This is a genomic window from Enterobacter sp. BIDMC92 (assembly GCF_001030225.1).
GTDB classification, from domain to species: domain Bacteria; phylum Pseudomonadota; class Gammaproteobacteria; order Enterobacterales; family Enterobacteriaceae; genus Enterobacter; species Enterobacter sichuanensis.
Genome location: NZ_KQ087598.1, coordinates 3,798,623 through 3,818,534 on the forward strand (window position 1 = coordinate 3,798,623; position 19,912 = coordinate 3,818,534).

General features: G+C 57.1%; 21 protein-coding genes. 2 read left to right on the forward strand and 19 right to left on the reverse strand.

The genetic code is table 11. From position 1 onward, the window contains the following. Positions 1-47: 47 nt before the first annotated feature. Genes SP99_RS17725 through SP99_RS17735 form a run of 3 tightly spaced genes read right to left on the reverse strand, consistent with a single transcriptional unit; the run spans position 48 to position 2,299 of the window. Positions 48-269, reverse strand: coding sequence for a non-oxidative hydroxyarylic acid decarboxylases subunit D (locus tag SP99_RS17725; protein WP_003862116.1), 222 nt, complete (start codon positions 267-269; stop codon positions 48-50). Positions 270-279: 10 nt separating this feature from the next. Then, the gene (locus SP99_RS17730) at positions 280-1,707 is read right to left on the reverse strand and encodes a non-oxidative hydroxyarylic acid decarboxylases subunit C (protein ID WP_047959361.1); all 1,428 of its coding nucleotides are present in this window, start codon (positions 1,705-1,707) and stop codon (positions 280-282) included. Beyond that, positions 1,697-2,299, reverse strand: coding sequence for a non-oxidative hydroxyarylic acid decarboxylases subunit B (locus tag SP99_RS17735; RefSeq protein WP_047959362.1), 603 nt, complete (start codon positions 2,297-2,299; stop codon positions 1,697-1,699). Before SP99_RS17735 ends, SP99_RS17730 begins: the two co-directional genes overlap by 11 nt. A 171-nt stretch (positions 2,300-2,470) precedes the next feature. Between SP99_RS17735 and SP99_RS17740 the strand changes: the two genes are divergently transcribed. After that, positions 2,471-2,881, forward strand: coding sequence for a MarR family winged helix-turn-helix transcriptional regulator (locus tag SP99_RS17740; protein ID WP_047959363.1), 411 nt, complete (start codon positions 2,471-2,473; stop codon positions 2,879-2,881). 101 nt (positions 2,882-2,982) lie between these two features. Here SP99_RS17740 and rpoS read toward each other — a convergent pair whose 3' ends face one another. The 13 genes from rpoS to cysG all read right to left on the reverse strand — a co-directional run bounded on the left by rpoS (position 2,983) and on the right by cysG (position 14,071). Continuing rightward, entirely contained in the window at positions 2,983-3,975 is a 993-nt protein-coding gene (gene rpoS / locus SP99_RS17745; RefSeq protein WP_008499600.1) for an RNA polymerase sigma factor RpoS, read from the reverse strand. A 59-nt stretch (positions 3,976-4,034) separates the two neighbouring features. Then, entirely contained in the window at positions 4,035-5,159 is a 1,125-nt protein-coding gene (nlpD, locus tag SP99_RS17750) for a murein hydrolase activator NlpD (RefSeq protein WP_045286502.1), read from the reverse strand. Between the two features lie 116 nt (positions 5,160-5,275). Beyond that, positions 5,276-5,902, reverse strand: a complete 627-nt coding sequence (locus SP99_RS17755) for a protein-L-isoaspartate(D-aspartate) O-methyltransferase (RefSeq protein ID WP_025757075.1) — start codon at positions 5,900-5,902, stop codon at positions 5,276-5,278. Then, on the reverse strand, positions 5,896-6,657 hold the full coding sequence (surE, locus tag SP99_RS17760; protein WP_025757074.1) for a 5'/3'-nucleotidase SurE: 762 nt from the start codon (positions 6,655-6,657) through the stop codon (positions 5,896-5,898). The genes SP99_RS17755 and surE overlap by 7 nt, the downstream gene beginning before the upstream one ends. Next, positions 6,638-7,687: a tRNA pseudouridine(13) synthase TruD gene (truD, locus tag SP99_RS17765; RefSeq protein WP_025757073.1), complete on the reverse strand. Its 1,050-nt coding sequence runs from the start codon at positions 7,685-7,687 to the stop codon at positions 6,638-6,640. The genes surE and truD overlap by 20 nt, the downstream gene beginning before the upstream one ends. Further along, positions 7,684-8,163: a 2-C-methyl-D-erythritol 2,4-cyclodiphosphate synthase gene (gene ispF / locus SP99_RS17770; RefSeq protein ID WP_008499607.1), complete on the reverse strand. Its 480-nt coding sequence runs from the start codon at positions 8,161-8,163 to the stop codon at positions 7,684-7,686. Before ispF ends, truD begins: the two co-directional genes overlap by 4 nt. Further along, entirely contained in the window at positions 8,163-8,873 is a 711-nt protein-coding gene (ispD, locus tag SP99_RS17775; protein ID WP_025757072.1) for a 2-C-methyl-D-erythritol 4-phosphate cytidylyltransferase, read from the reverse strand. Before ispD ends, ispF begins: the two co-directional genes overlap by 1 nt. A gap of 19 nt (positions 8,874-8,892) precedes the next feature. After that, entirely contained in the window at positions 8,893-9,204 is a 312-nt protein-coding gene (ftsB, locus tag SP99_RS17780) for a cell division protein FtsB (protein ID WP_008499609.1), read from the reverse strand. 166 nt (positions 9,205-9,370) lie between these two features. After that, complete coding sequence (locus tag SP99_RS17785; protein ID WP_045286500.1) at positions 9,371-9,697, reverse strand: DUF3561 family protein; 327 nt, start codon at positions 9,695-9,697, stop codon at positions 9,371-9,373. A 58-nt stretch (positions 9,698-9,755) separates the two neighbouring features. Next, the gene (gene cysC, locus SP99_RS17790; protein ID WP_021241908.1) at positions 9,756-10,361 is read right to left on the reverse strand and encodes an adenylyl-sulfate kinase; all 606 of its coding nucleotides are present in this window, start codon (positions 10,359-10,361) and stop codon (positions 9,756-9,758) included. Then, complete coding sequence (gene cysN / locus SP99_RS17795) at positions 10,361-11,785, reverse strand: sulfate adenylyltransferase subunit CysN (protein WP_025757070.1); 1,425 nt, start codon at positions 11,783-11,785, stop codon at positions 10,361-10,363. Before cysN ends, cysC begins: the two co-directional genes overlap by 1 nt. 9 nt (positions 11,786-11,794) lie before the next feature. Further along, a complete protein-coding gene (cysD, locus tag SP99_RS17800; RefSeq protein ID WP_006811770.1) occupies positions 11,795-12,703 on the reverse strand; it encodes a sulfate adenylyltransferase subunit CysD in 909 nt (302 codons plus the stop codon). A 9-nt stretch (positions 12,704-12,712) separates the two neighbouring features. Next, entirely contained in the window at positions 12,713-14,071 is a 1,359-nt protein-coding gene (gene cysG, locus SP99_RS17805; RefSeq protein WP_047959364.1) for a siroheme synthase CysG, read from the reverse strand. A gap of 238 nt (positions 14,072-14,309) precedes the next feature. Between cysG and SP99_RS17810 the strand changes: the two genes are divergently transcribed. After that, positions 14,310-15,353 (forward strand): aminopeptidase, encoded by a 1,044-nt coding sequence (locus SP99_RS17810; RefSeq protein WP_047959365.1) that lies wholly within the window; start codon positions 14,310-14,312, stop codon positions 15,351-15,353. A 71-nt stretch (positions 15,354-15,424) separates the two neighbouring features. On the opposite strand, the gene cysH is transcribed toward SP99_RS17810, so the two are convergent. The 3 genes from cysH to cysJ all read right to left on the reverse strand — a co-directional run bounded on the left by cysH (position 15,425) and on the right by cysJ (position 19,776). Next, positions 15,425-16,159 (reverse strand): phosphoadenosine phosphosulfate reductase, encoded by a 735-nt coding sequence (gene cysH / locus SP99_RS17815; RefSeq protein WP_025757067.1) that lies wholly within the window; start codon positions 16,157-16,159, stop codon positions 15,425-15,427. Between the two features lie 99 nt (positions 16,160-16,258). Beyond that, positions 16,259-17,971, reverse strand: coding sequence for an assimilatory sulfite reductase (NADPH) hemoprotein subunit (cysI, locus tag SP99_RS17820; RefSeq protein ID WP_047959366.1), 1,713 nt, complete (start codon positions 17,969-17,971; stop codon positions 16,259-16,261). Continuing rightward, entirely contained in the window at positions 17,971-19,776 is a 1,806-nt protein-coding gene (cysJ, locus tag SP99_RS17825; protein WP_047959367.1) for an NADPH-dependent assimilatory sulfite reductase flavoprotein subunit, read from the reverse strand. Before cysJ ends, cysI begins: the two co-directional genes overlap by 1 nt. Positions 19,777-19,912 lie beyond the last annotated feature (136 nt).

The following is a 19,912-nucleotide window of genomic DNA, read 5'->3' on the forward strand; positions in this document are numbered from 1 at the left end:
TTCTCTGCGGTATTTGCCCGGTAGCGATGCGCTTACCGGGCTTTTTTTTACAACAACGGCGGGATCGTTGGCACCTGCGGTGCCTCATCAATATCCTTCTGCGTCATACGAAACGCTTCCGGATAGTGCTCGCGGCTGGTACGACGCAGCGGTTCGGTATCGCGCCAGGTATACAGACAATGCTGGCACTGATAAACCGTCCAGACCCCTTTCACCGGTGAGGTTGCCATCACTTCAATATGTTCATCGGCACAACGTGGACAAATCATCTTTTCCTCCTTATTGACGTGCTGCCAGCATGGCGGTCAGTTTTTCAGCCCAGGCTTTGGTTTCAGGAAGATCCTGTACCGGCTGGCTATAATGGCCACGGTTGTCCGGTGCCACAGGCGTGGTGGCATCGATAATCAGTTTGTCGGTAATGCCTGCCGGGCTGGAGCCCGGATCGAGTTCAAGTACCGACATATTCGGCAGTTGCACCAGATCCCCTGCCGGGTTTACTTTCGACGACAGCGCCCACATCACCTGCGGGAGGTTGAACGGATCGACATCCTCATCCACCATAATCACCATCTTCACGTAGCCCAGACCGTGCGGCGTGGTCATAGCGCGTAAACCGACCGCGCGGGCAAAGCCGCCGTAACGTTTTTTGGTGGAGATAATCGCCAGCAGACCGTGGGTATACATCGCGTTCACCGCCTGCACTTCCGGGAATTCTGCTTTCAGCTGCTGGTAGAGCGGCACACAGGTGGCCGGCCCCATCAGATAGTCAATCTCGGTCCACGGCATGCCAAGGTAGAGAGATTCGAAAATCGGTTTGGTGCGGTAAGAGACCTTATCAATTCGCACTACCGTCATGTTACGCCCGCCGGAATAGTGCCCGGTAAACTCACCGAACGGCCCTTCGATTTCACGTTTACGGCCCTCAATCACCCCTTCCAGGATCACTTCAGAGCCCCACGGCACATCAAAGCCGGTCAGCGGCGCGGTGGCTATCGGGTACGGGCTTTCACGCAGCGCACCCGCCATTTCATACTCGGATTGATCGTATTTCAGCGGCGTCGCGCCCATCAGAGTGATAATGGGATCGTTGCCGAGCGTAATCGCCACCGGCAGATCTTCACCGCGCTCTTCCGCTTTGTGCAAATGCAGGGCGATATCGTGCATCGGTACCGGCTGCAGGCCAAGCTTACGCTTGCCCTTCACTTCCATGCGGTAGATCCCGACGTTCTGCTTGCCGAAATTATCCGGGTCAAGCGGATCGCGCGAGACGACGCACGCTTTGTCGAGATAGAAACCACCGTCACCGTCGTTCAGGCGAAACAGCGGCAGAATATCAAACAGGTTAATGTCCTCACCGTCGACCGTATTCTGCGCCCAGGCCGGATTAGCCCGCCGTTCAGGCGTGACGGGGAATTTATCCCAGCGACGAATAAACTCGTCGATCTGTTTTTTCACCGGCGTATTGGCCGGAAGCCCCATTGAGATGGCATGGTTCTGCCAGGAGCCTATCGTGTTCATCACCACCCGGGCATCGGTGAAGCCGCGAATGTTATCGAACCACAACGCCGGCGCGCCGTCACCGATGCGTCCCGTCGCGTTGGCTGCCGCCGCCAGATCTGGCTCAGCGTTCACCTCTTCCTCAATTTTCAGCAGTTGCCCTTGCTCATCGAGCGCCTGCAGGAAGCTTCTCAAATCATCAAATGCCATCTTTATTCTCCTGTGAAAAATGTTTCGCTTCGCGTAACCCGTTCCAGCGGCGCGCCTTTTTATGCTCCAGACCAAACTGGTCAAGCACGCGCGTCACGATATGCCAGGTAATGTCATCGGCGGTTTGCGGATGGTTGTAATACGCAGGCATAGGCGGCACCATCGCCACACCCATGCGGGAAAGTGCGAGCATGTTCTCCAGATGAATGGTGCTGAGCGGCGTTTCACGGGGAACCAGCACCAGCTTGCGCCCCTCTTTCAGCACCACATCGGCCGCACGGCCCACCAGCCCTTCGGCGTAACCGGCACGGATGCCCGCCAGCGTTTTCATGCTGCAGGGAATGACGATCATGCCGTCGGTGCGAAACGAACCGGAGGAGATGGTCGCGGCCTGGTCCGCCGGGCTGTGGACCACGTCAGCCAGAGCAGCGACATCCTGCGCGGTGCAGGACGTTTCCAGCTCAATGGTGGTTTTTGCCCACTTCGACATCACCAGGTGGGTCTCCACCTCCGGCATTTCCCGCAGCGCCTGCAGCAGCGCCACGCCCAGCGGAGCCCCCGTTGCCCCCGTCATTCCCACGATCAATCTCATTCAGCACCTCAACATTTTGTTCGTATACGAACATTATAGATAAACTACTCCCGGATCGTTTTTCTGACAAGATCGTTCGTACACGATCACACGAATTGCTAAAAGTTGCTGCGTTAAAATCCATAGCAATAGCGGCTATGATAGAGGGAGATTTTTTCCGTCGGAGTGTTCATGGAACTAAGACAAGAGGCGTTCCACCTGTTACGTCAGCTTTTTCAACAGCATACCGCGCAGTGGCAACATGCCTTACCGGAACTGACCAAGCCGCAATATGCGGTGATGCGCTCAATTGCTGAGCATCCGGGTATTGAACAGGTGGCATTGACTGAAGTGGCGGTCAGCACGAAAGCGACTCTGGCGGAAATGCTGAGCCGCATGGAGGCGCGCGGGCTGGTCAAACGCGAGCACGACCCGGCAGATAAGCGCCGCCGCTTTGTCTTCCTGACACCAGAAGGTGAAGCCCTGCTTGCAGGCTGTAAACCGGTGGGCAACGCGGTGGATGAAGCGTTTTTAGGACGTTTAACCGAGAATGAGCGCAAGCAGTTCACGGCAATGATCAGCAAAATGATGGCTAAGGAATAGCCATGACCCCATGAAAACGCACACCGGTCAACCGCGGTGCTCAATCAACCAGAAAAGAAAAAGGCCCGTCTCACGACGGGCCTTTTTTGACGAAAGGTTGCTTATTCGCGGAACAGCGCTTCGATATTCAGACCTTGCCCCTGCAGGATTTCACGCAGACGGCGCAGACCTTCAACCTGAATCTGACGAACACGTTCACGGGTCAGGCCAATTTCACGGCCGACATCTTCCAGTGTCGCAGCTTCATACCCCAGCAAACCGAAACGACGTGCCAGCACTTCACGCTGTTTGGCGTTCAGTTCGAACAGCCATTTGACGATGCTCTGCTTCATGTCATCGTCCTGCGTGGTGTCTTCCGGGCCGTTGTCTTTTTCATCAGCCAGGATGTCCAGCAGCGCTTTTTCGGAGTCGCCACCCAGTGGGGTGTCAACGGAGGTAATGCGCTCGTTGAGACGCAGCATACGGCTTACGTCATCAACCGGTTTATCGAGTTGTTCGGCAATTTCTTCTGCGCTTGGCTCGTGGTCCAGTTTATGGGACAACTCGCGCGCGGTGCGCAGATACACGTTCAACTCTTTGACGATGTGAATCGGCAGGCGGATCGTACGGGTCTGGTTCATAATAGCCCGTTCGATGGTCTGACGAATCCACCAGGTCGCGTAGGTTGAGAAACGGAACCCGCGTTCCGGGTCAAACTTCTCAACTGCGCGGATGAGACCTAAGTTGCCCTCTTCAATCAGATCCAGCAGAGCCAGACCACGATTGCCGTAACGGCGGGCAATTTTCACGACCAGTCGCAGGTTACTTTCAATCATGCGACGACGCGAGGCCACATCACCACGCAAAGCACGACGTGCGAAATAGACTTCTTCTTCGGCCGTTAGCAGTGGGGAGTAACCAATCTCCCCAAGGTAAAGCTGAGTCGCGTCCAGCACACGCTGTGTGGCGCCCTGCGATAACAGCTCTTCTTCAGCCAAATCGTTATCACTGGGTTCCTCTTCTACTAAGGCTTTTTCGTCAAAAGCCTCTACTCCGTTCTCATCAAATTCCGCGTCTTCATTTAAATCATGAACTTTCAGCGTATTCTGACTCATAAGGTGGCTCCTACCCGTGATCCCTGGACGAGACACCCTGGCTGGCATGCCCCGTCAAATTATCGCTGCGGCAAGTACTGCAGCGGGTTTACGGATTTCCCCTTGTAACGAATTTCAAAATGCAAGCGTGTAGAACTGGTTCCGGTGCTACCCATGGTAGCGATTTTTTGCCCCGCCTTAACTTCTTGTTGTTCCCGGACCAGCATTGTGTCGTTATGGGCGTAGGCACTCAGGTAATCATCGTTGTGTTTGATGATGATAAGATTACCGTAACCGCGCAGAGCGTTACCGGCATACACAACGCGTCCGTCTGCGGTCGCGATGATAGCCTGTCCTTTACTCCCTGCGATATCGATCCCTTTATTTCCTCCTTCGGAGGAAGAGAAGTTTTCGATAACCTTGCCGTCAGTTGGCCAGCGCCATGCAGAGATTGGCGAACTGGATGTCATACTGCTGGCAGTCGGTTCAGTAGAGCTAACCACAGGTGCCGTTACCGGTGCTGTGACAACAGTCGCAGTCCCTTTATTATTCGGCAACATTTTGTTAGCAGTCTGATCACCTGAATCCTCAGAATACGTAATTACAGGTTGTGAAGCAACCACCGTGGTGGATTTTTGTGCAGGCTTAACGCTGTTATTTTGCGCGGTCACGTCGGCTGCGGAAACGGTGTTGCCAGGCGTAAGCGGCGTACCCGTTGCATTGCCAACCTGCAGCGTTTGCCCGACTTCCAGACCGTATGGGGCCTGCACGTTATTGCGCTGGGCGAGGTCACGGAAATCGTTCCCGGTGATCCAGGCAATATAGAACAACGTGTCGCCACGCTTCACGGTATAGGTGCTGCCACCGGTATAACTGCCTTTCGGAATGTTCCCATACTGGCGGTTATAGACTATGCGGCCATTTTGGGTCTGAACAGGTTGTTCAACTGGCTGAACCTGCATTGGCTGTGTAACAGGATGTTGCACAGGCTGAATTTGTGGTGTTTGCTGCGGTGCAGCAGTGCCCATTTTAGGCGGCGGCGTGATTAACATTCCGCTGGACGTGTTACCGGAGCCGCTGTTTCCGCCGACGGAACTGACGGGCGCAGGCGCGTTATTAGAACTTGTGCAGCCTGCCAGCCAGAGCGAAACCAGTGATAATGCCGCAACACGGCTGATGGTGAATTTAGGGCTTCCCGCGCTCATTTATCCCCCAGGAATGTGTTAACTACCAGTGACTTAAAATTTACCGTGATGGCACGAATCTTTCGCGCCACACCATACGCTGAATTTGCCTTAATAACCCTGGATAATTCCGAGTCTCAGGCTAACTCCCCCTTTACCAGAGGCACAAAGCGCACGGCTTCCACGGTATCGATAATAAACTCGCCGCCGCGGCGACGAACGCGCTTCAGAAGCTGCTGCTCGTCCCCGACGGGCAGAACAAGAATGCCCCCCTCATCCAGCTGCGACAACAGTGCCACAGGTATTTCAGGTGGGGCCGCCGTCACGATGATGGCGTCAAACGGGGCGCGAGCCTGCCAACCCTGCCATCCATCACCGTGTCGTGTCGAAACATTATGTAAATCAAGTTGTTTCAGGCGGCGACGCGCCTGCCACTGTAAACCTTTAATCCGCTCAACGGAGCAGACATGATGTACCAGATGCGCCAGGATCGCGGTCTGATACCCCGACCCGGTACCGATCTCCAGCACGCGGGAGTTGGGCGTGAGCTCCAGCAGCTCCGTCATCCGCGCTACCATATAAGGCTGAGAAATCGTCTGGCCCTGCCCGATGGGCAGCGCCACGTTTTCCCACGCTTTGTGTTCAAACGCCTCGTCGACAAATTTCTCACGCGGAACCCGGGCGAGCGCGTCAAGCACGTGCTCGTCGCGGATCCCCTGCGCGCGGAGTTGCTCCAGAAGAGTTTGTACACGTTTGTTTACCATTGCGCGTTCACTCCTGCGCGATCCAGCCAGCCCGACACTACATCATGCGCGCTATACGCGGTTAAATCTACGTGCAACGGCGTCACCGAAACATAGCCTTCATCCACAGCGGCAAAGTCGGTATCCGGGCCCGCATCGCACTTCTCGCCGGGAGGACCAATCCAGTAAAGCGTGTTGCCGCGCGGATCCTGCTGCGGGATCACCTGATCGGCCGGATGCCGGCTTCCGCACCGGGTGACGCGAATGCCTTTAATCTCACTCAGGGGCAGATCCGGCACGTTGATATTGAGGATGCGTCCGGTGCGCAACGGCTCGCGGCTGAGGGCCCGCAGGATCGAACAGGTCACCACGGCGGCGGTATCGTAATGGGTGTGGCCGTTTAACGAGACCGCCAGCGCCGGAAAACCGAGGTGACGCCCTTCCATCGCAGCCGCCACGGTACCGGAGTAAATCACGTCATCGCCAAGGTTGGGCCCGGCATTAATGCCGGAGACGACAATATCCGGACGCGGCCGCATCAGCGCGTTCACGCCCAGAAAAACGCAGTCGGTTGGCGTGCCCATCTGCACGGCAATATCGCCATTTTCAAAGCTAAAGGTGCGAAGCGACGACTCCAGCGTCAGCGAGTTAGACGCTCCACTGCGGTTACGATCGGGAGCCACGACCTGCACATCCGCGAATTCGCGGAGGTGTTTCGCCAGCGTCTGAATGCCTGGCGCGTGGATCCCGTCATCGTTACTCAGCAATATTCGCATAATCACCCGACGTGTTGATAAGTTCCCTGACAACACTGGTGGCAAAGCTACCTGCCGGCAGCCAGAAACGTAACTCGACGGTCACGTCATCCCACCAGTTCCAGCTTAACTGCTGCGGATAAAGCAGCATCGCGCGGCGTGCTGCGTCGACTTTTTCCCGCACCAGCAAGGATTGTAATGCCTGCGCATCCGCAACGGCAGACTGCTCCGCCGTCAGGGCTTCGCCCTGGGTTCCCCAGTCGCCTGTACCGGGCAACGCGGCGGTAATCATCAGCGCTTTGGCGTCCACGCGCGACTGTACATCGGCCATCTCTTCGGCCGTTGCCACAAACCAGCTTCCGCGTCCCGCTAATTGTAGCGCATCGCCAACAACAACTTGATTCGCGTCCGGTTTTTTCAGCCTTTCGCTCACAATCTGATTAAACAACGCACTGCGGGCCGCCGACAACCAAAAACTGCGTTTATTCCTGTCACGAACCGGCGCATCGCTTTGCGCCCAGCGCAATGCGCCCTGCAGGTTACTGCCGCCGATCCCAAAACGCTGCGCGCCAAAGTAGTTCGGCACGCCCTGCGCGCTGATGGCATTCAGGCGTTTCTCCACGTCATCGCGGTCGGTCACTTCACGCAGCACCAGCGTAAAGTCGTTACCTTTCAACGCCCCCAGACGCAGTTTGCGCTTGTGACGGGCATATTCCAGTACCTTACAGCCCTCAAGTTCAAATTTGCTTAAATCTGGCATCGCATTGCCGGGAACGCGGGCGCAGAGCCACTGTTCGGTGACGGCGTGTTTATCTTTCTGACCAGCAAAGCTCACTTCGCGGGCATGAATTTTGAGGAATTTTGCCAGAGCGTCGGCCACAAAACGGGTGTTGCAGCCATTTTTAAGAATGCGCACCAGGATATGTTCACCTTCGCCATCCGGCTCAAAGCCCAGATCCTCCACCACGAGGAAGTCTTCAGGGCTGGCTTTCAGCACCCCGTGCCCCTGCGGTTTACCGTGCAGGTAGGTCAGGTTGTCGAAATCTGTCATTTGCTCGCCTTCACCAGCAGCGCCACGGCTTCACAGGCAATGCCTTCACCGCGGCCGGTAAAGCCCAGCTTTTCGGTGGTCGTCGCTTTGACGTTGACGTCATCCATATGGCAGCCCAGATCTTCAGCAATAAACACGCGCATCTGCGGAATATGCGGCAGCATTTTCGGTGCCTGAGCAATAATCGTGACGTCAACGTTGCCGAGGGTGTAGCCTTTCGCCTGGATGCGGCGCCACGCTTCGCGCAGCAGCTCGCGGCTGTCCGCCCCTTTAAAGGCCGGGTCGGTGTCCGGGAACAGTTTGCCAATATCGCCCAGCGCCGCAGCGCCCAGTAAGGCGTCGGTAAGCGCATGCAGCGCCACGTCACCATCAGAATGCGCCAGCAGCCCTTTTTCATAAGGAATGCGCACGCCGCCAATGATAATTGGGCCTTCTCCGCCAAAGGCGTGTACATCAAAACCGTGTCCAATTCGCATTATGCCTTCTCCTGATGGGTCGAACGGGTAAGATAGAATTCCGCGAGCTGTAAATCTTCCGGACGCGTCACTTTTATATTATCAGCACGTCCTTCAACCAGCGTTGGGTGGAAACCGCAATACTCCAGCGCCGAGGCCTCGTCCGTAATGGTCGCCCCTTCATTCAGCGCTCGCGTTAAGCAGTCATGGAGTAATTCGCGGGGGAAAAATTGTGGCGTCAGCGCGTGCCATAAATCGACGCGCTCAACGGTGTGGGCGATAGCCGCTTTGCCCGGCTCGGCACGCTTCATGGTGTCACGCACAGGGGCAGCGAGAATGCCACCCACCCGACTGGTTTCACTCAACGCCAGCAGGCGAGCGAGATCGTCCTGATGCAGACACGGACGCGCCGCGTCATGCACCAGCACCCACGGCGCGTTTCCGGCAGCCTGAATACCTGCCAGCACGGAATCGGCGCGCTCGGCACCGCCATCGACAACGGTAATCTGTGGGTGATTGGCCAGCGGTAACTGCGCGAAGCGCGCATCGCCCGGGCTGATGGCGATGATCACCCGCGTCACCCGTGGGTGCGCCAGCAGCGCCGCCACGGCGTGCTCGAGGATCGTTTTATCGCCAATAGAGAGGTATTGCTTGGGACATTCTGTCTGCATGCGCCGGCCAAAACCTGCGGCCGGCACCACGGCGCATACGTCCGAAAAAGTTACTGCCATGTCGTAATCCTGGGCCTGATTATCGATTGTTTTGTGCTGAGCCCTGATTGCGTTTAGACGCATCCGGAACCAGACGATAAAAGGTTTCGCCCGGCTTAGTCATACTGAGTTCATTGCGTGCGCGTTCTTCAATCGCCTCTTGCCCGCCATTGAGGTCATCAATTTCAGCGAAGAGTTGATCGTTTCGCGCCTTAAGTTTGGCGTTTGTTGCCTGCTGAGCCGCGACGTCATCACTCACCCGGCTATAGTCGTGCAGTCCGTTCTTACCGAACCACAGCGAATATTGCAGCCAGATTAGCAAAGCCAGCAACAGCAGCGTTAGTTTACCCATCCTGCCCCCTGAAAAACGGCATCCTCATCCCAAGACTTCCCCAGAGCACAACGCCGGGGTAACAGAGATGCCGCAACATCGCGGGCAAATGTACCACATTTTTTCCGCAGAATCGTCCTGCACAATATCGCCACACAGTTGGTTACGGTTTGAATTATGGCTGAAGTTAGCCCATGAGCCACAAAAATAACAGGCCAAACATCAGAACCACCGTCACAATCGTGATCGCGGTGCTGTACAGGAGGCGGCCATTGAGCAGCGAGTGCAGCGCAATGCCGACAACCACCGCCACGGGCATTAACGCCAGGAAGAAAGGCCAGGTGTAGAGAAAGAAGAACAGCGTGTTACCGCCGTAGATGAGAAACGGAATGCCAAGCGCCAGCAACCATGAGACGAAGCCAATGATGGCCCCAGGAAATGACCAGGTCGTCTCGTCGTCGGTCGCCAGCGGCTCCGACCCGGTGGTGATGATGTAATTTTCACTGTTGCGCATAGCTAATCCTGTGACCGTGACTCATCGTTCGGGAAGACAGCTCCCGAACGATACCGTCTCAGGATCTGATAATATCGTCCCGTCTGAGCAGGTCTAATAATTGGCTTACTAAATTTGTTACCAATTGTTGACCTTCCAGGTGGATTTCAGGCGATTCAGGCGCTTCGTAGACCGCGTCAATGCCGGTGAAGTTGCGCAGTTCACCGGCACGGGCTTTTTTGTACAGCCCTTTCGGATCGCGCGCTTCGCAAACCTCCAGCGGGGTGTCGACAAACACTTCGATAAAGCGATCCTGACCCACACGTTCGCGCACCATCTGGCGCTCGGCGCGGTGCGGTGAGATAAACGCCGTCAGCACCACCAGCCCGGCGTCCGCCATCAGGCTGGCGACCTCCCCGACCCGGCGGATGTTCTCTTTACGATCGTCATCGCTGAACCCCAAATCGCTGCACAGCCCGTGGCGCACGTTGTCGCCATCCAGCAGGTAGGTGCTTACTCCCTGCTGATGCAACGCCTCTTCCAGCGCCCCGGCGACCGTGGATTTACCGGAGCCAGAGAGCCCGGTAAACCACAGCACAACCCCACGGTGGCCGTGGAGCTGTTCGCGCTGGGCGACGGTGACCGGATGAGGATGCCAGACGACGTTCTCATCATGGGCGGCCATTACTTACCTCCCAGCAAATCGCGTGCGCCCCAGTGCGGGAAGTGCTTACGCACCAGCGCGTTCAGCTCCAGCTCAAAGGCGCTGAATTCCGAGGCCACGCTCGCCTGCTCGTTTGGCTCGCGCACCATTCCCGCACCGACGGTGACGTTCGTCAAGCGGTCGATAAAGATCAGCCCGCCCGTCACCGGGTTCTGCTGATACGGATCCAGCACCAGCGGTTCGTCGAAGGTCAGATCGACCAGACCAATGCCGTTCAGCGGCAGCTCGGTGACCTCGCGCTGGGTCAGGTTGTTGATGTCCACCTGGAACTGAATGCCATCCACGCGGGCGCGGGTTTTCTTGCCGGCAATTTTGATGTCATAGCTCTGACCCGCGGTCAGGGGCTGCTCCGCCATCCATACCACGTCCACGGAAGCACCCTGCACGGCCGCCAGCGTTTCCTGGGCATCCACCAGCAGGTCTCCGCGACTGATATCAATCTCGTCTTTCAGCACCAGCGTTACCGCTTCACCAGCACCCGCTTCCTGCAGGTCACCGTCAAAGGTAACGATACGGGCAATGGTTGATTCCACACCGGATGGCAGCACCTTGACGCGTTGCCCCACCTTCACGACCCCCGAAGCGAGGGTACCGGAGAACCCGCGGAAATCGAGGTTCGGACGGTTGACGTACTGCACCGGGAAGCGCATCGGCTGGGTGTCGACCACGCGCTGGATCTCAACGGTCTCCAGCACTTCCAGCAGCGTCGGGCCGCTGTACCACGGCATGTTCGCGCTCTGGGAGGCGACATTATCCCCTTCCAGCGCCGAGAGCGGCACAAAGCGAATGTCGAGGTTGCCCGGCAGCTGTTCAGCAAAGGTCAGGTAGCTCTGGCGGATCGCGTCGAACGTCTCTTCGCTGAAGCTCACCAGATCCATCTTATTGATGGCCACCACCAGGTGTTTGATCCCCAGCAGCGTGGAGATAAAGCTGTGGCGACGGGTCTGATCCAGCACGCCTTTACGGGCGTCGATCAGCAGGATCGCCAGATCACAGGTCGACGCACCGGTCGCCATATTGCGGGTGTACTGCTCGTGCCCCGGGGTGTCGGCGATAATAAATTTGCGCTTCTCGGTGGAGAAATAACGATAGGCCACGTCGATGGTGATGCCCTGCTCGCGCTCCGCCTGCAGGCCATCCACCAGCAGCGCCAGGTCGAGTTTTTCGCCCTGGGTACCGTGACGCTTACTGTCGTTATGCAGGGAAGAGAGCTGATCTTCATAAATCTGGCGCGTATCGTGCAGCAGGCGGCCAATCAGGGTACTTTTCCCGTCATCCACGCTGCCGCAGGTCAGAAAACGAAGCAGGCTTTTATGTTGTTGCGCGTGCAGATACGCTTCCACGCCGCCTTCTTTGGCAATTTGTTGAGCAATAGTGGTGTTCATGGCGGCTCCTTAGAAATAACCCTGACGTTTCTTCAGCTCCATCGAGCCTGCCTGGTCGCGGTCGATCACGCGCCCCTGTCGCTCGCTGGTGGTCGACACCAGCATCTCTTCGATGATCTCCGGCAGCGTCTGCGCGCTGGATTCCACCGCGCCGGTCAGCGGCCAGCAGCCCAGGGTACGGAAACGCACCATCTGTTTTTTGATCACTTCCCCCGGCTGCAGGTCGATGCGATCGTCGTCGATCATCATCAGCATGCCGTCGCGCTCCAGCACCGGGCGTTCAGCCGCCAGATACAGCGGAACGATCTCGATATTTTCCAGATAGATGTACTGCCAGATATCCAGCTCGGTCCAGTTGGAGAGCGGGAAGACGCGAATGCTTTCGCCTTTATTGATCTGACCGTTGTAGTTGTGCCACAGCTCCGGACGCTGGTTTTTGGGGTCCCAGCGGTGGAAGCGGTCGCGGAAGGAGTAAATGCGCTCTTTGGCGCGGGATTTCTCTTCGTCACGGCGCGCGCCGCCGAAGGCCGCATCAAAACCGTATTTATTCAGCGCCTGCTTCAGCCCCTCGGTTTTCATGATATCGGTGTGTTTGGCGCTGCCGTGCACGAACGGGTTAATGCCCATCGCCACCCCTTCCGGGTTTTTATGCACCAGCAGCTCACAGCCGTAGGCTTTCGCGGTACGGTCGCGGAACTCATACATCTCGCGGAATTTCCAGCCGGTATCCACGTGCAGGAGCGGGAACGGCAGCGTACCCGGATAAAACGCTTTACGCGCCAGATGCAGCATGACGCTGGAATCTTTACCGATGGAGTACATCATCACCGGGTTAGAAAACTCGGCGGCCACTTCGCGGATAATATGGATACTTTCCGCTTCAAGCTGTCGCAGGTGAGTAAGACGTTTTTGGTCCATAACCGTTCCTTAAGCCAAATTTATGACAGAAGCGCCGAAGCCTTCTGTGTCGGTTGTGTGCTGAAACCAGGCGAGCGTACTGTGCAGTTGCACCACTTCCCCAACCACGATCAGGGCGGGCATCGGGGCGTCTTTCGCCAGGGTTGCGAGTTCCTGAAGTGTGCCGACAGCAACGTGCTGATCGACGCGCGTACCGCGGGAAATCACGGCGACTGGCGTCGTCGCCTCACGGCCGTGCTGAATAAGCTGTTCGCTGATGTCCGCCGCCTTCATGGTGCCCATGTAGATAGCCAGCGTCTGTCGGCTCTGGGCGAGGTGCGACCAGTCAAACGGCGTGCTGTCCGCCTTGTAATGGCCGGTCACAAAGGTCACGCTCTGGGCGTAATCGCGATGCGTGAGCGGAATACCGGCGTAGGCCGTTACCGCAGAGGCCGCCGTGATGCCTGGCACCACCTGGAACGGCACGCCCGCTTCGGCTGCCGCCTGCAGCTCTTCGCCGCCGCGACCGAAAATAAACGGATCGCCGCCTTTCAGGCGCACCACGGTCTTGCCCGCTCTGGCGGCCGCAATCAGCATCTGGTTGGTGTCATGCTGGGGAACAGAGTGCTCGCCTGCCCGTTTGCCGACGCAGATTTGCTCCGCATCACGACGGATCAGTTCGCGCACGCCGTCGGTGACCAGATGGTCATAGAACACCACGTCCGCATCCTGCAGTACCTGCAGGCCACGCAGCGTCAGGAGTCCTGCATCACCTGGTCCGGCCCCCACCAGAATGATTTCCCCGCCCGTGCTGCCGGGGCTATCCAGTTCGTCTTCAAGAATTTTTTGTGCCGCCGTCTCATTACCGGCATGCATCAGGCTGGCAAAGCGGCCGCGAAACACGCGCTCCCAGAAGCGACGGCGTTCCGTCACGCTGGTCAGGCGGGTTTTCAGATGGTTGCGCCAATAGCTGGCTTTCTCCGCCATTCGTCCAAGGCTGGTTGGCAGCAGCGCTTCGATTTTTTCACGCAGCACGCGCGCCAGCACCGGTGCGGTGCCGCCGGAAGAGATAGCCACCAGCAGCGGCGATCGGTCGACGATTGAGGGAAAGATAAACGAGCACAGAGGCTGGTCGTCGACCACGTTCACCAGGCGGTAACGCGCCTGCGCGGCCTCGGAGATCCGCCGGTTGAGTTCGCGATTTTCCGTTGCCGCAATCACCAGCACCACGCTGTCGATCTGTGATTCGTCAAAATCTGCCTCTGCGACGGTCTGCACCTGCGCGCCCGCACGCTGCAGAAACGCGATTTTGCGATCGGCAATGTCACCGGTACCAACAACCAGCACCGGTTTCTCTTTAATCGCGGCAAATAAGGGCAGATAGTCCACAAGCAACAACTCACTCACAACAAGGAATAGAGGGACTATAGGGGGCGGCTTAGACCGAATGAAATTACGAATTGGAATGAGTAGTTACTCAATGGAATAACGCAATGAAAAAGCAAATATCAAAAAGTGCTTAACACGCGAAATTTCGGGCATTTAAGAGCAATTCAAATTGTGTATGGGCGATCACAGTTTCATACTAGGCGGGTTAAAATTTTGCTCTGTTTTTTAAGGACTCCCTATGTTTTCCGCAACGCGCCACCGTATCGCTGCCCTGGCGCTCGGCGTTTGCTTTATCCTTCCGGCTCAGGCAAAAAATCAACCGTATGGTGAAATCGCCAATATGCAGGCGCGGCATATTGCTACCGTCTTTCCCGGACGCATGACCGGCTCTCCGGCGGAAATGCTCTCCGCCGACTATATTCGTCAGCAGTTTGCCGATATGGGTTACCAGAGTGATATCCGTTCGTTTCACAGCCGCTACGTTTATACCTCCAGAAATAAAACCAAAAACTGGCATAACGTGACCGGCAGTACGGTTATCGCGGCGCATGAAGGTCGCGCGGCTGAGCAGATCATTATTATGGCGCACCTTGATACCTACGCCCCGCTGAGTGACGCGGATTCGGATAACAACCTCGGTGGGCTGACGCTGCAGGGCATGGACGATAACGCCGCAGGCCTGGGCGTGATGCTTGAACTGGCCGAGCGGATGAAAGACATCCCGACAAAATATGGGATTCGCTTTGTGGCGACCAGCGGCGAAGAGGAAGGCAAGCTTGGCGCTGAGAATCTCCTTAAGCGCATGAGTGCAGAAGAGAAGAAAAATACGCTGCTGGTGATTAACCTCGATAATTTAATCGTCGGCGATAAGCTCTATTTCAATAGCGGACAGAGTACGCCAGGTACCGTGCGGAAACTGACCCGTGATCGGGCGCTGGCGATTGCCCGCAGCCACGGCGTTTATGCCACGACCAATCCTGGCGGGAACGCCAGCTATCCGCGAGGAACGGGCTGCTGTAACGACGGCGAAGTGTTCGATAAGGCCGGCATTCCGGTACTGTATGTGGAAGCGACAAACTGGTCGCTGGGCAAGAAAGATGGCTATCAGCAGCGGGCTAAATCGAAAGCCTTCCCGAACGGGACAAGCTGGCATAACGTGATGCTGGATAATCAACAGCACATTGATAGCGCCCTGCCGCAGCGTATAGAGCACCGCAGCCGGGATGTGGTAAAAGTGATGCTGCCGCTGGTGAAGGAGCTGGCGAAAGCGGGGAAAGCCTGAGGTTTTTGAACGCCGTGCGGCCTGATGCCCTCACCCCAACCCTCTCCCACAGGGAGAGGGAGTCAATGAAATTACCCTTCGTGCAACCCGCACTCGCGCTTCAGCCCAAAGAATCGCGTCTCTTCTTCTGCCATTCCCGGTTCCCATTTGCGCGTGGTGTGGGTGTCTCCCACTGACAGGTAGCCCTGATCCCACAGCGGATGGTACTTCAGCCCGTGTTTTTGCAGGTACTGGTACACCGTCCGGTTATCCCAGTCGATGATCGGCAGCACTTTAAACACCCCGCGCTGAACCGCCAGCACCGGCAGCGTGGCGCGGCTGCCGGACTGCTCACGGCGCAGCCCCGCAAACCACGTCTGCGCGTTCAGCTCTTTCAGCGCCCGGTTCATCGGCTCAACCTTGTTGATCTCATTGTATTTCTCAATGCCCTCAACGCCCTGTTCCCACAGCTTGCCGTAGCGCGCTTCCTGCCAGGCCGCGCTTTCAGCCGCGCGGTAGACTTTCAGGTTCAGCCTGAGCTTGTCCGTCAGCTCGTCAATAAACTGGTAGGTTTCCGGGAACAGGTAGCCGGTATCGGTGAGGATCACCGGAATGTCCGGGCGGATCTGATTCACCAGATGCAAACTGACCGCCGCCTGAATACCAAAGCTCGACGACAGCACGTAGTCTCCCGGCAGGTTTTCCAGCGCCCACGCCACACGCCCTTCGGCGTCGAGCTTCTCCAGCTGAGCGTTGGTTTCAGCAAGTGCCAGAATGCGTTCGACTTTTGGCAATGCGTTAAGCGCGTTTAGATCGAGTACGGACATAAGAACCTCGTTTGCCTGTTTTGCCGGGCGGCACTGCGTTTGCCCGGCCTACAAAACCCGTAGGCCCGGTAAGCGAAGCGCCACCGGGCAAAGGATGGGTTACTCCCAGAAATCCCTGGCGGGATCGAGCACCGGGCGAATGATGCCCGCACGCACCGTAAAGTCGCCGAAGCCTTCACCCGCTTCGCGCTCTTTCGCCCAGCGCCCGACAAGCTCGTCGATGGAATCAAGAATTTCCGGCTCGGTGATGTTCTCGCGGAACATACGCGGAATACGCGTGCCGATACGGTTACCGCCCAAATGCAGGTTGTAGCGCCCCGGCGCTTTCCCCACCAGGCCCAGCTCGGCGAGCATCGCACGACCGCAGCCATTCGGGCAGCCGGTGACGCGCATAACAATATGCTCGTCCGGAATGCCGTGTTTTTCCAGAATCGCTTCCACTTTGTCAGTGAAGGACGGCAGGAAACGTTCCGCTTCGGCCATCGCCAGCGGGCAGGTCGGGAATGACACGCAGGCCATCGAATTTTCACGCTGTGGCTTCACCGCATCCATCAAGGAATGTTCACGCGCCAGCTTCTCGATCTTCGCTTTCTGGCTTTCCGGCACGCCGGCAATGATCAGGTTCTGGTTAGCCGTAATGCGGAACTCACCTTTATGGATCTTCGCGATTTCCAGCAGACCGGTTTTCAGCGGACGCCCCGGATAGTCCAGAATACGGCCGTTTTCGATAAACAGCGTCAGATGCCATTTATTGTCGATGCCTTTAACCCAGCCGATACGATCGCCGCGACCGGTGAACTCGTAAGGGCGAATCGGCTCAAATTTGATGCCCGCGCGACGCTCCACTTCCGCTTTGAACGTCTCCACGCCCACGCGCTCCAGGGTGTATTTGGTTTTCGCGTTTTTACGGTCGGTACGGTTACCCCAGTCGCGCTGGGTCGTAACCACCGCTTCTGCCACGGCCAGCGTATGCTCGAGCGGCAGGAAGCCGAACTCGCTCGCGGTGCGGGCGTAGGTTTTCTTGTTACCGTGTTCGATGGACAGGCCGCCGCCCACCAGCAGGTTAAAGCCCACCAGCTTGCCGTTTTCGGCAATCGCCACGAAGTTCATGTCGTTGGCGTGCAGATCAATATCGTTCTGCGGCGGGATCACTACCGTGGTTTTGAACTTACGCGGCAGGTAGGTCTGACCGAGGATCGGCTCTTCGTCCGTGGTCGCGACTTTTTCCTGATCTAGCCAGATCTCTGCATACGCGCGGGTACGCGGCAGCAGATGTTCAGAGATCTTCTTCGCCCACTCGTACGCTTCGGCATGCAGCTCGGACTCATACGGGTTAGAGGTGCAGAGCACGTTACGGTTCATGTCGTTAGCGGTTGCCAGCGCGTCCAGCCCGACGGAGTGCAGCATCTGGTGCACCGGCTTCACGTTCTTCTTCAGAATACCGTGGAACTGGAAGGTCTGACGGTTGGTCAGACGGATGCTGCCGTAGATCGTGTTTTCACCGGCAAACTTGTCGATGGCCTGCCACTGTTTGGTAGTGATTACCCCACCCGGCAGACGGCAGCGCAGTAGCATCGCATGACGCGGCTCCAGCTTCTGTTCCGCACGTTCGGCACGAATATCACGGTCATCCTGCTGGTACATGCCGTGGAAACGGATCAGCAGGAAGTTGTCGCCTTTGAAACCGCCGGTGAGACCGTCATTCAGATCTTCAGCAATGGTGCCGCGCAGGTAGTTGCTTTCCAGCTTCATGCGCTCGGCGTCTGTCAGTTTACCTTCGACCACCAGTGGCCCTGGATGTTTTTCGCTCATTAGTAGACATCTCGCTGATAACGGCGCTCAACGCGCAGCTCACTTAAAAATTCATCCGCCGCTTCGGCATCCATACCGCCGAACTCGGCAATCACTTCCAGCAATGTCTGCTCAACGTCTTTCGCCATGCGATTGGCATCGCCGCAGACATAAATGTGGGCACCGTCATTGATCCAGCGCCACAGCTCTGCGCCCTGTTCGCGCAGTTTGTCTTGTACGTATACTTTTTCTTTCTGATCGCGAGACCAGGCCAGATCGATGCGGGTCAGTACGCCTTCTTTGACATAGCGCTGCCACTCCACCTGGTAGAGGAAATCTTCCGTAAAGTGCGGGTTCCCGAAGAACAGCCAGTTTTTACCCGGCGCACCGTCTGCCGCACGCTGCTGCATAAAGGCGCGGAACGGCGCAATACCGGTCCCCGGGCCAATCATAATGACCGGCGTTTCCGGGTTCGCCGGCAGGCGGAAGTTGTCGTTGTGCTCGATAAAGACGCGCACTTCGCCCTCTTCTTCTACGCGGTCAGCCAGGAAGCCCGATGCTCCACCCGTACGGGCGCGGCCTTCGATGTCGTAGCGCACCACGCCCACGGTGATATGCACTTCGCTCTCCACCTCGGCCTGAGACGAGGCAATGGAGTACAGGCGTGGGGTCAGCGGACGCAGCAGGCCGACCAGCGCACCGGCATCCAGCTGCGCCGGAGAGAAACGCACCATATCGACAATCGGCGTCGTCGCCGCGTAATGCTGCAGCTTCGCTTTGTCACCCACCAGCGGCAGCAGGGATTCGCTGCGGGTTAAGGTGGCGTAATTTTCGACGATGTTCGGCGTGTTGACCGTCAGCTCGAAATGCCACTGCAATGCTTCAGAGAGAGGCAGCGTTTTGCCTTCCACAGTGACCGGCTCGTCGCCTTTCAGCCACAGCAGCTCAACAAGCTCTTTCACCAGCGCCGGATCGTTCTGATACCAGACCCCCAGCGCATCGCCAGGCTGGTAGCGCAGGCCAGAGTCACCGAGATCGATTTCGATATGGCGCACGTCTTTTTCAGAATCGCGGCCGGTAATTTTCTGGTTCACCGACAGGCTCGCGGTCAGCGGCGCCTCTTTGGTGTAGGGACTGGTGTGGATGTCGTTGACCGCCCCCGTCGCGGTGAACGCCGCCTGCGCCGACGTCGCTTTTGGCACGCGGGCTTTCAGCACCTCAACGATACGGGCACGCCATTCCGCTGCGGCGGTCTGGTATTCGACATCTGCGTCAACGCGGTCCAGCAGGCGCTCCGCGCCGAGCTCCGCCAGCTTACTGTCGAAATCTTTCCCGGACTGGCAGAAGAATTCATAGGAGGTATCGCCCAGGCCAAATACGGCAAACGCCGTGCCATCCAGTTTTGGAGCTTTTTTCGAGAACAGGAACTTATGCAGCGCCACCGCTTCTTCAGCGGGTTCACCTTCACCCTGGGTAGAGGCGACAACCACCAGCAGTTTTTCCGACGCGATTTGCTTAAATTTATAATCCCCGGCGGTGACCAGGTTCACGTTCAGTTTGGCGGCCAGCAGGTCGTCACGCAGTGCTTCAGCCACGCGGCGGGCATTGCCTGTTTGCGAAGCGGAAATCAGGGTAATGGCCGGAATTTCAACGGCCGTTGCCGGTGCCCCCGCCACAGCGCCAGGCTGCTGATTGAGCATTCCCCAGAAATAACCGGAGACCCAGGCAAGCTGAGTGGGAGAAAAGTCAGAGGTGGCAGCCTGAAGACGCGCCAGTTGCTCCGGGTTCAGGGGAAGCAAATTTGAAGGTGGGGCCTGTGTTGTCATGCGTCGTTATGTTCCAGTAGCAAAGCGGAATTTATGCAAAAAGACCAAACTAGAGATAAGGTTAACGGCGAGGATAATAACAATTAAAGAAGGGATGGAAATAATAAATAACCAAATGGACTAACCTGTTTTAGTT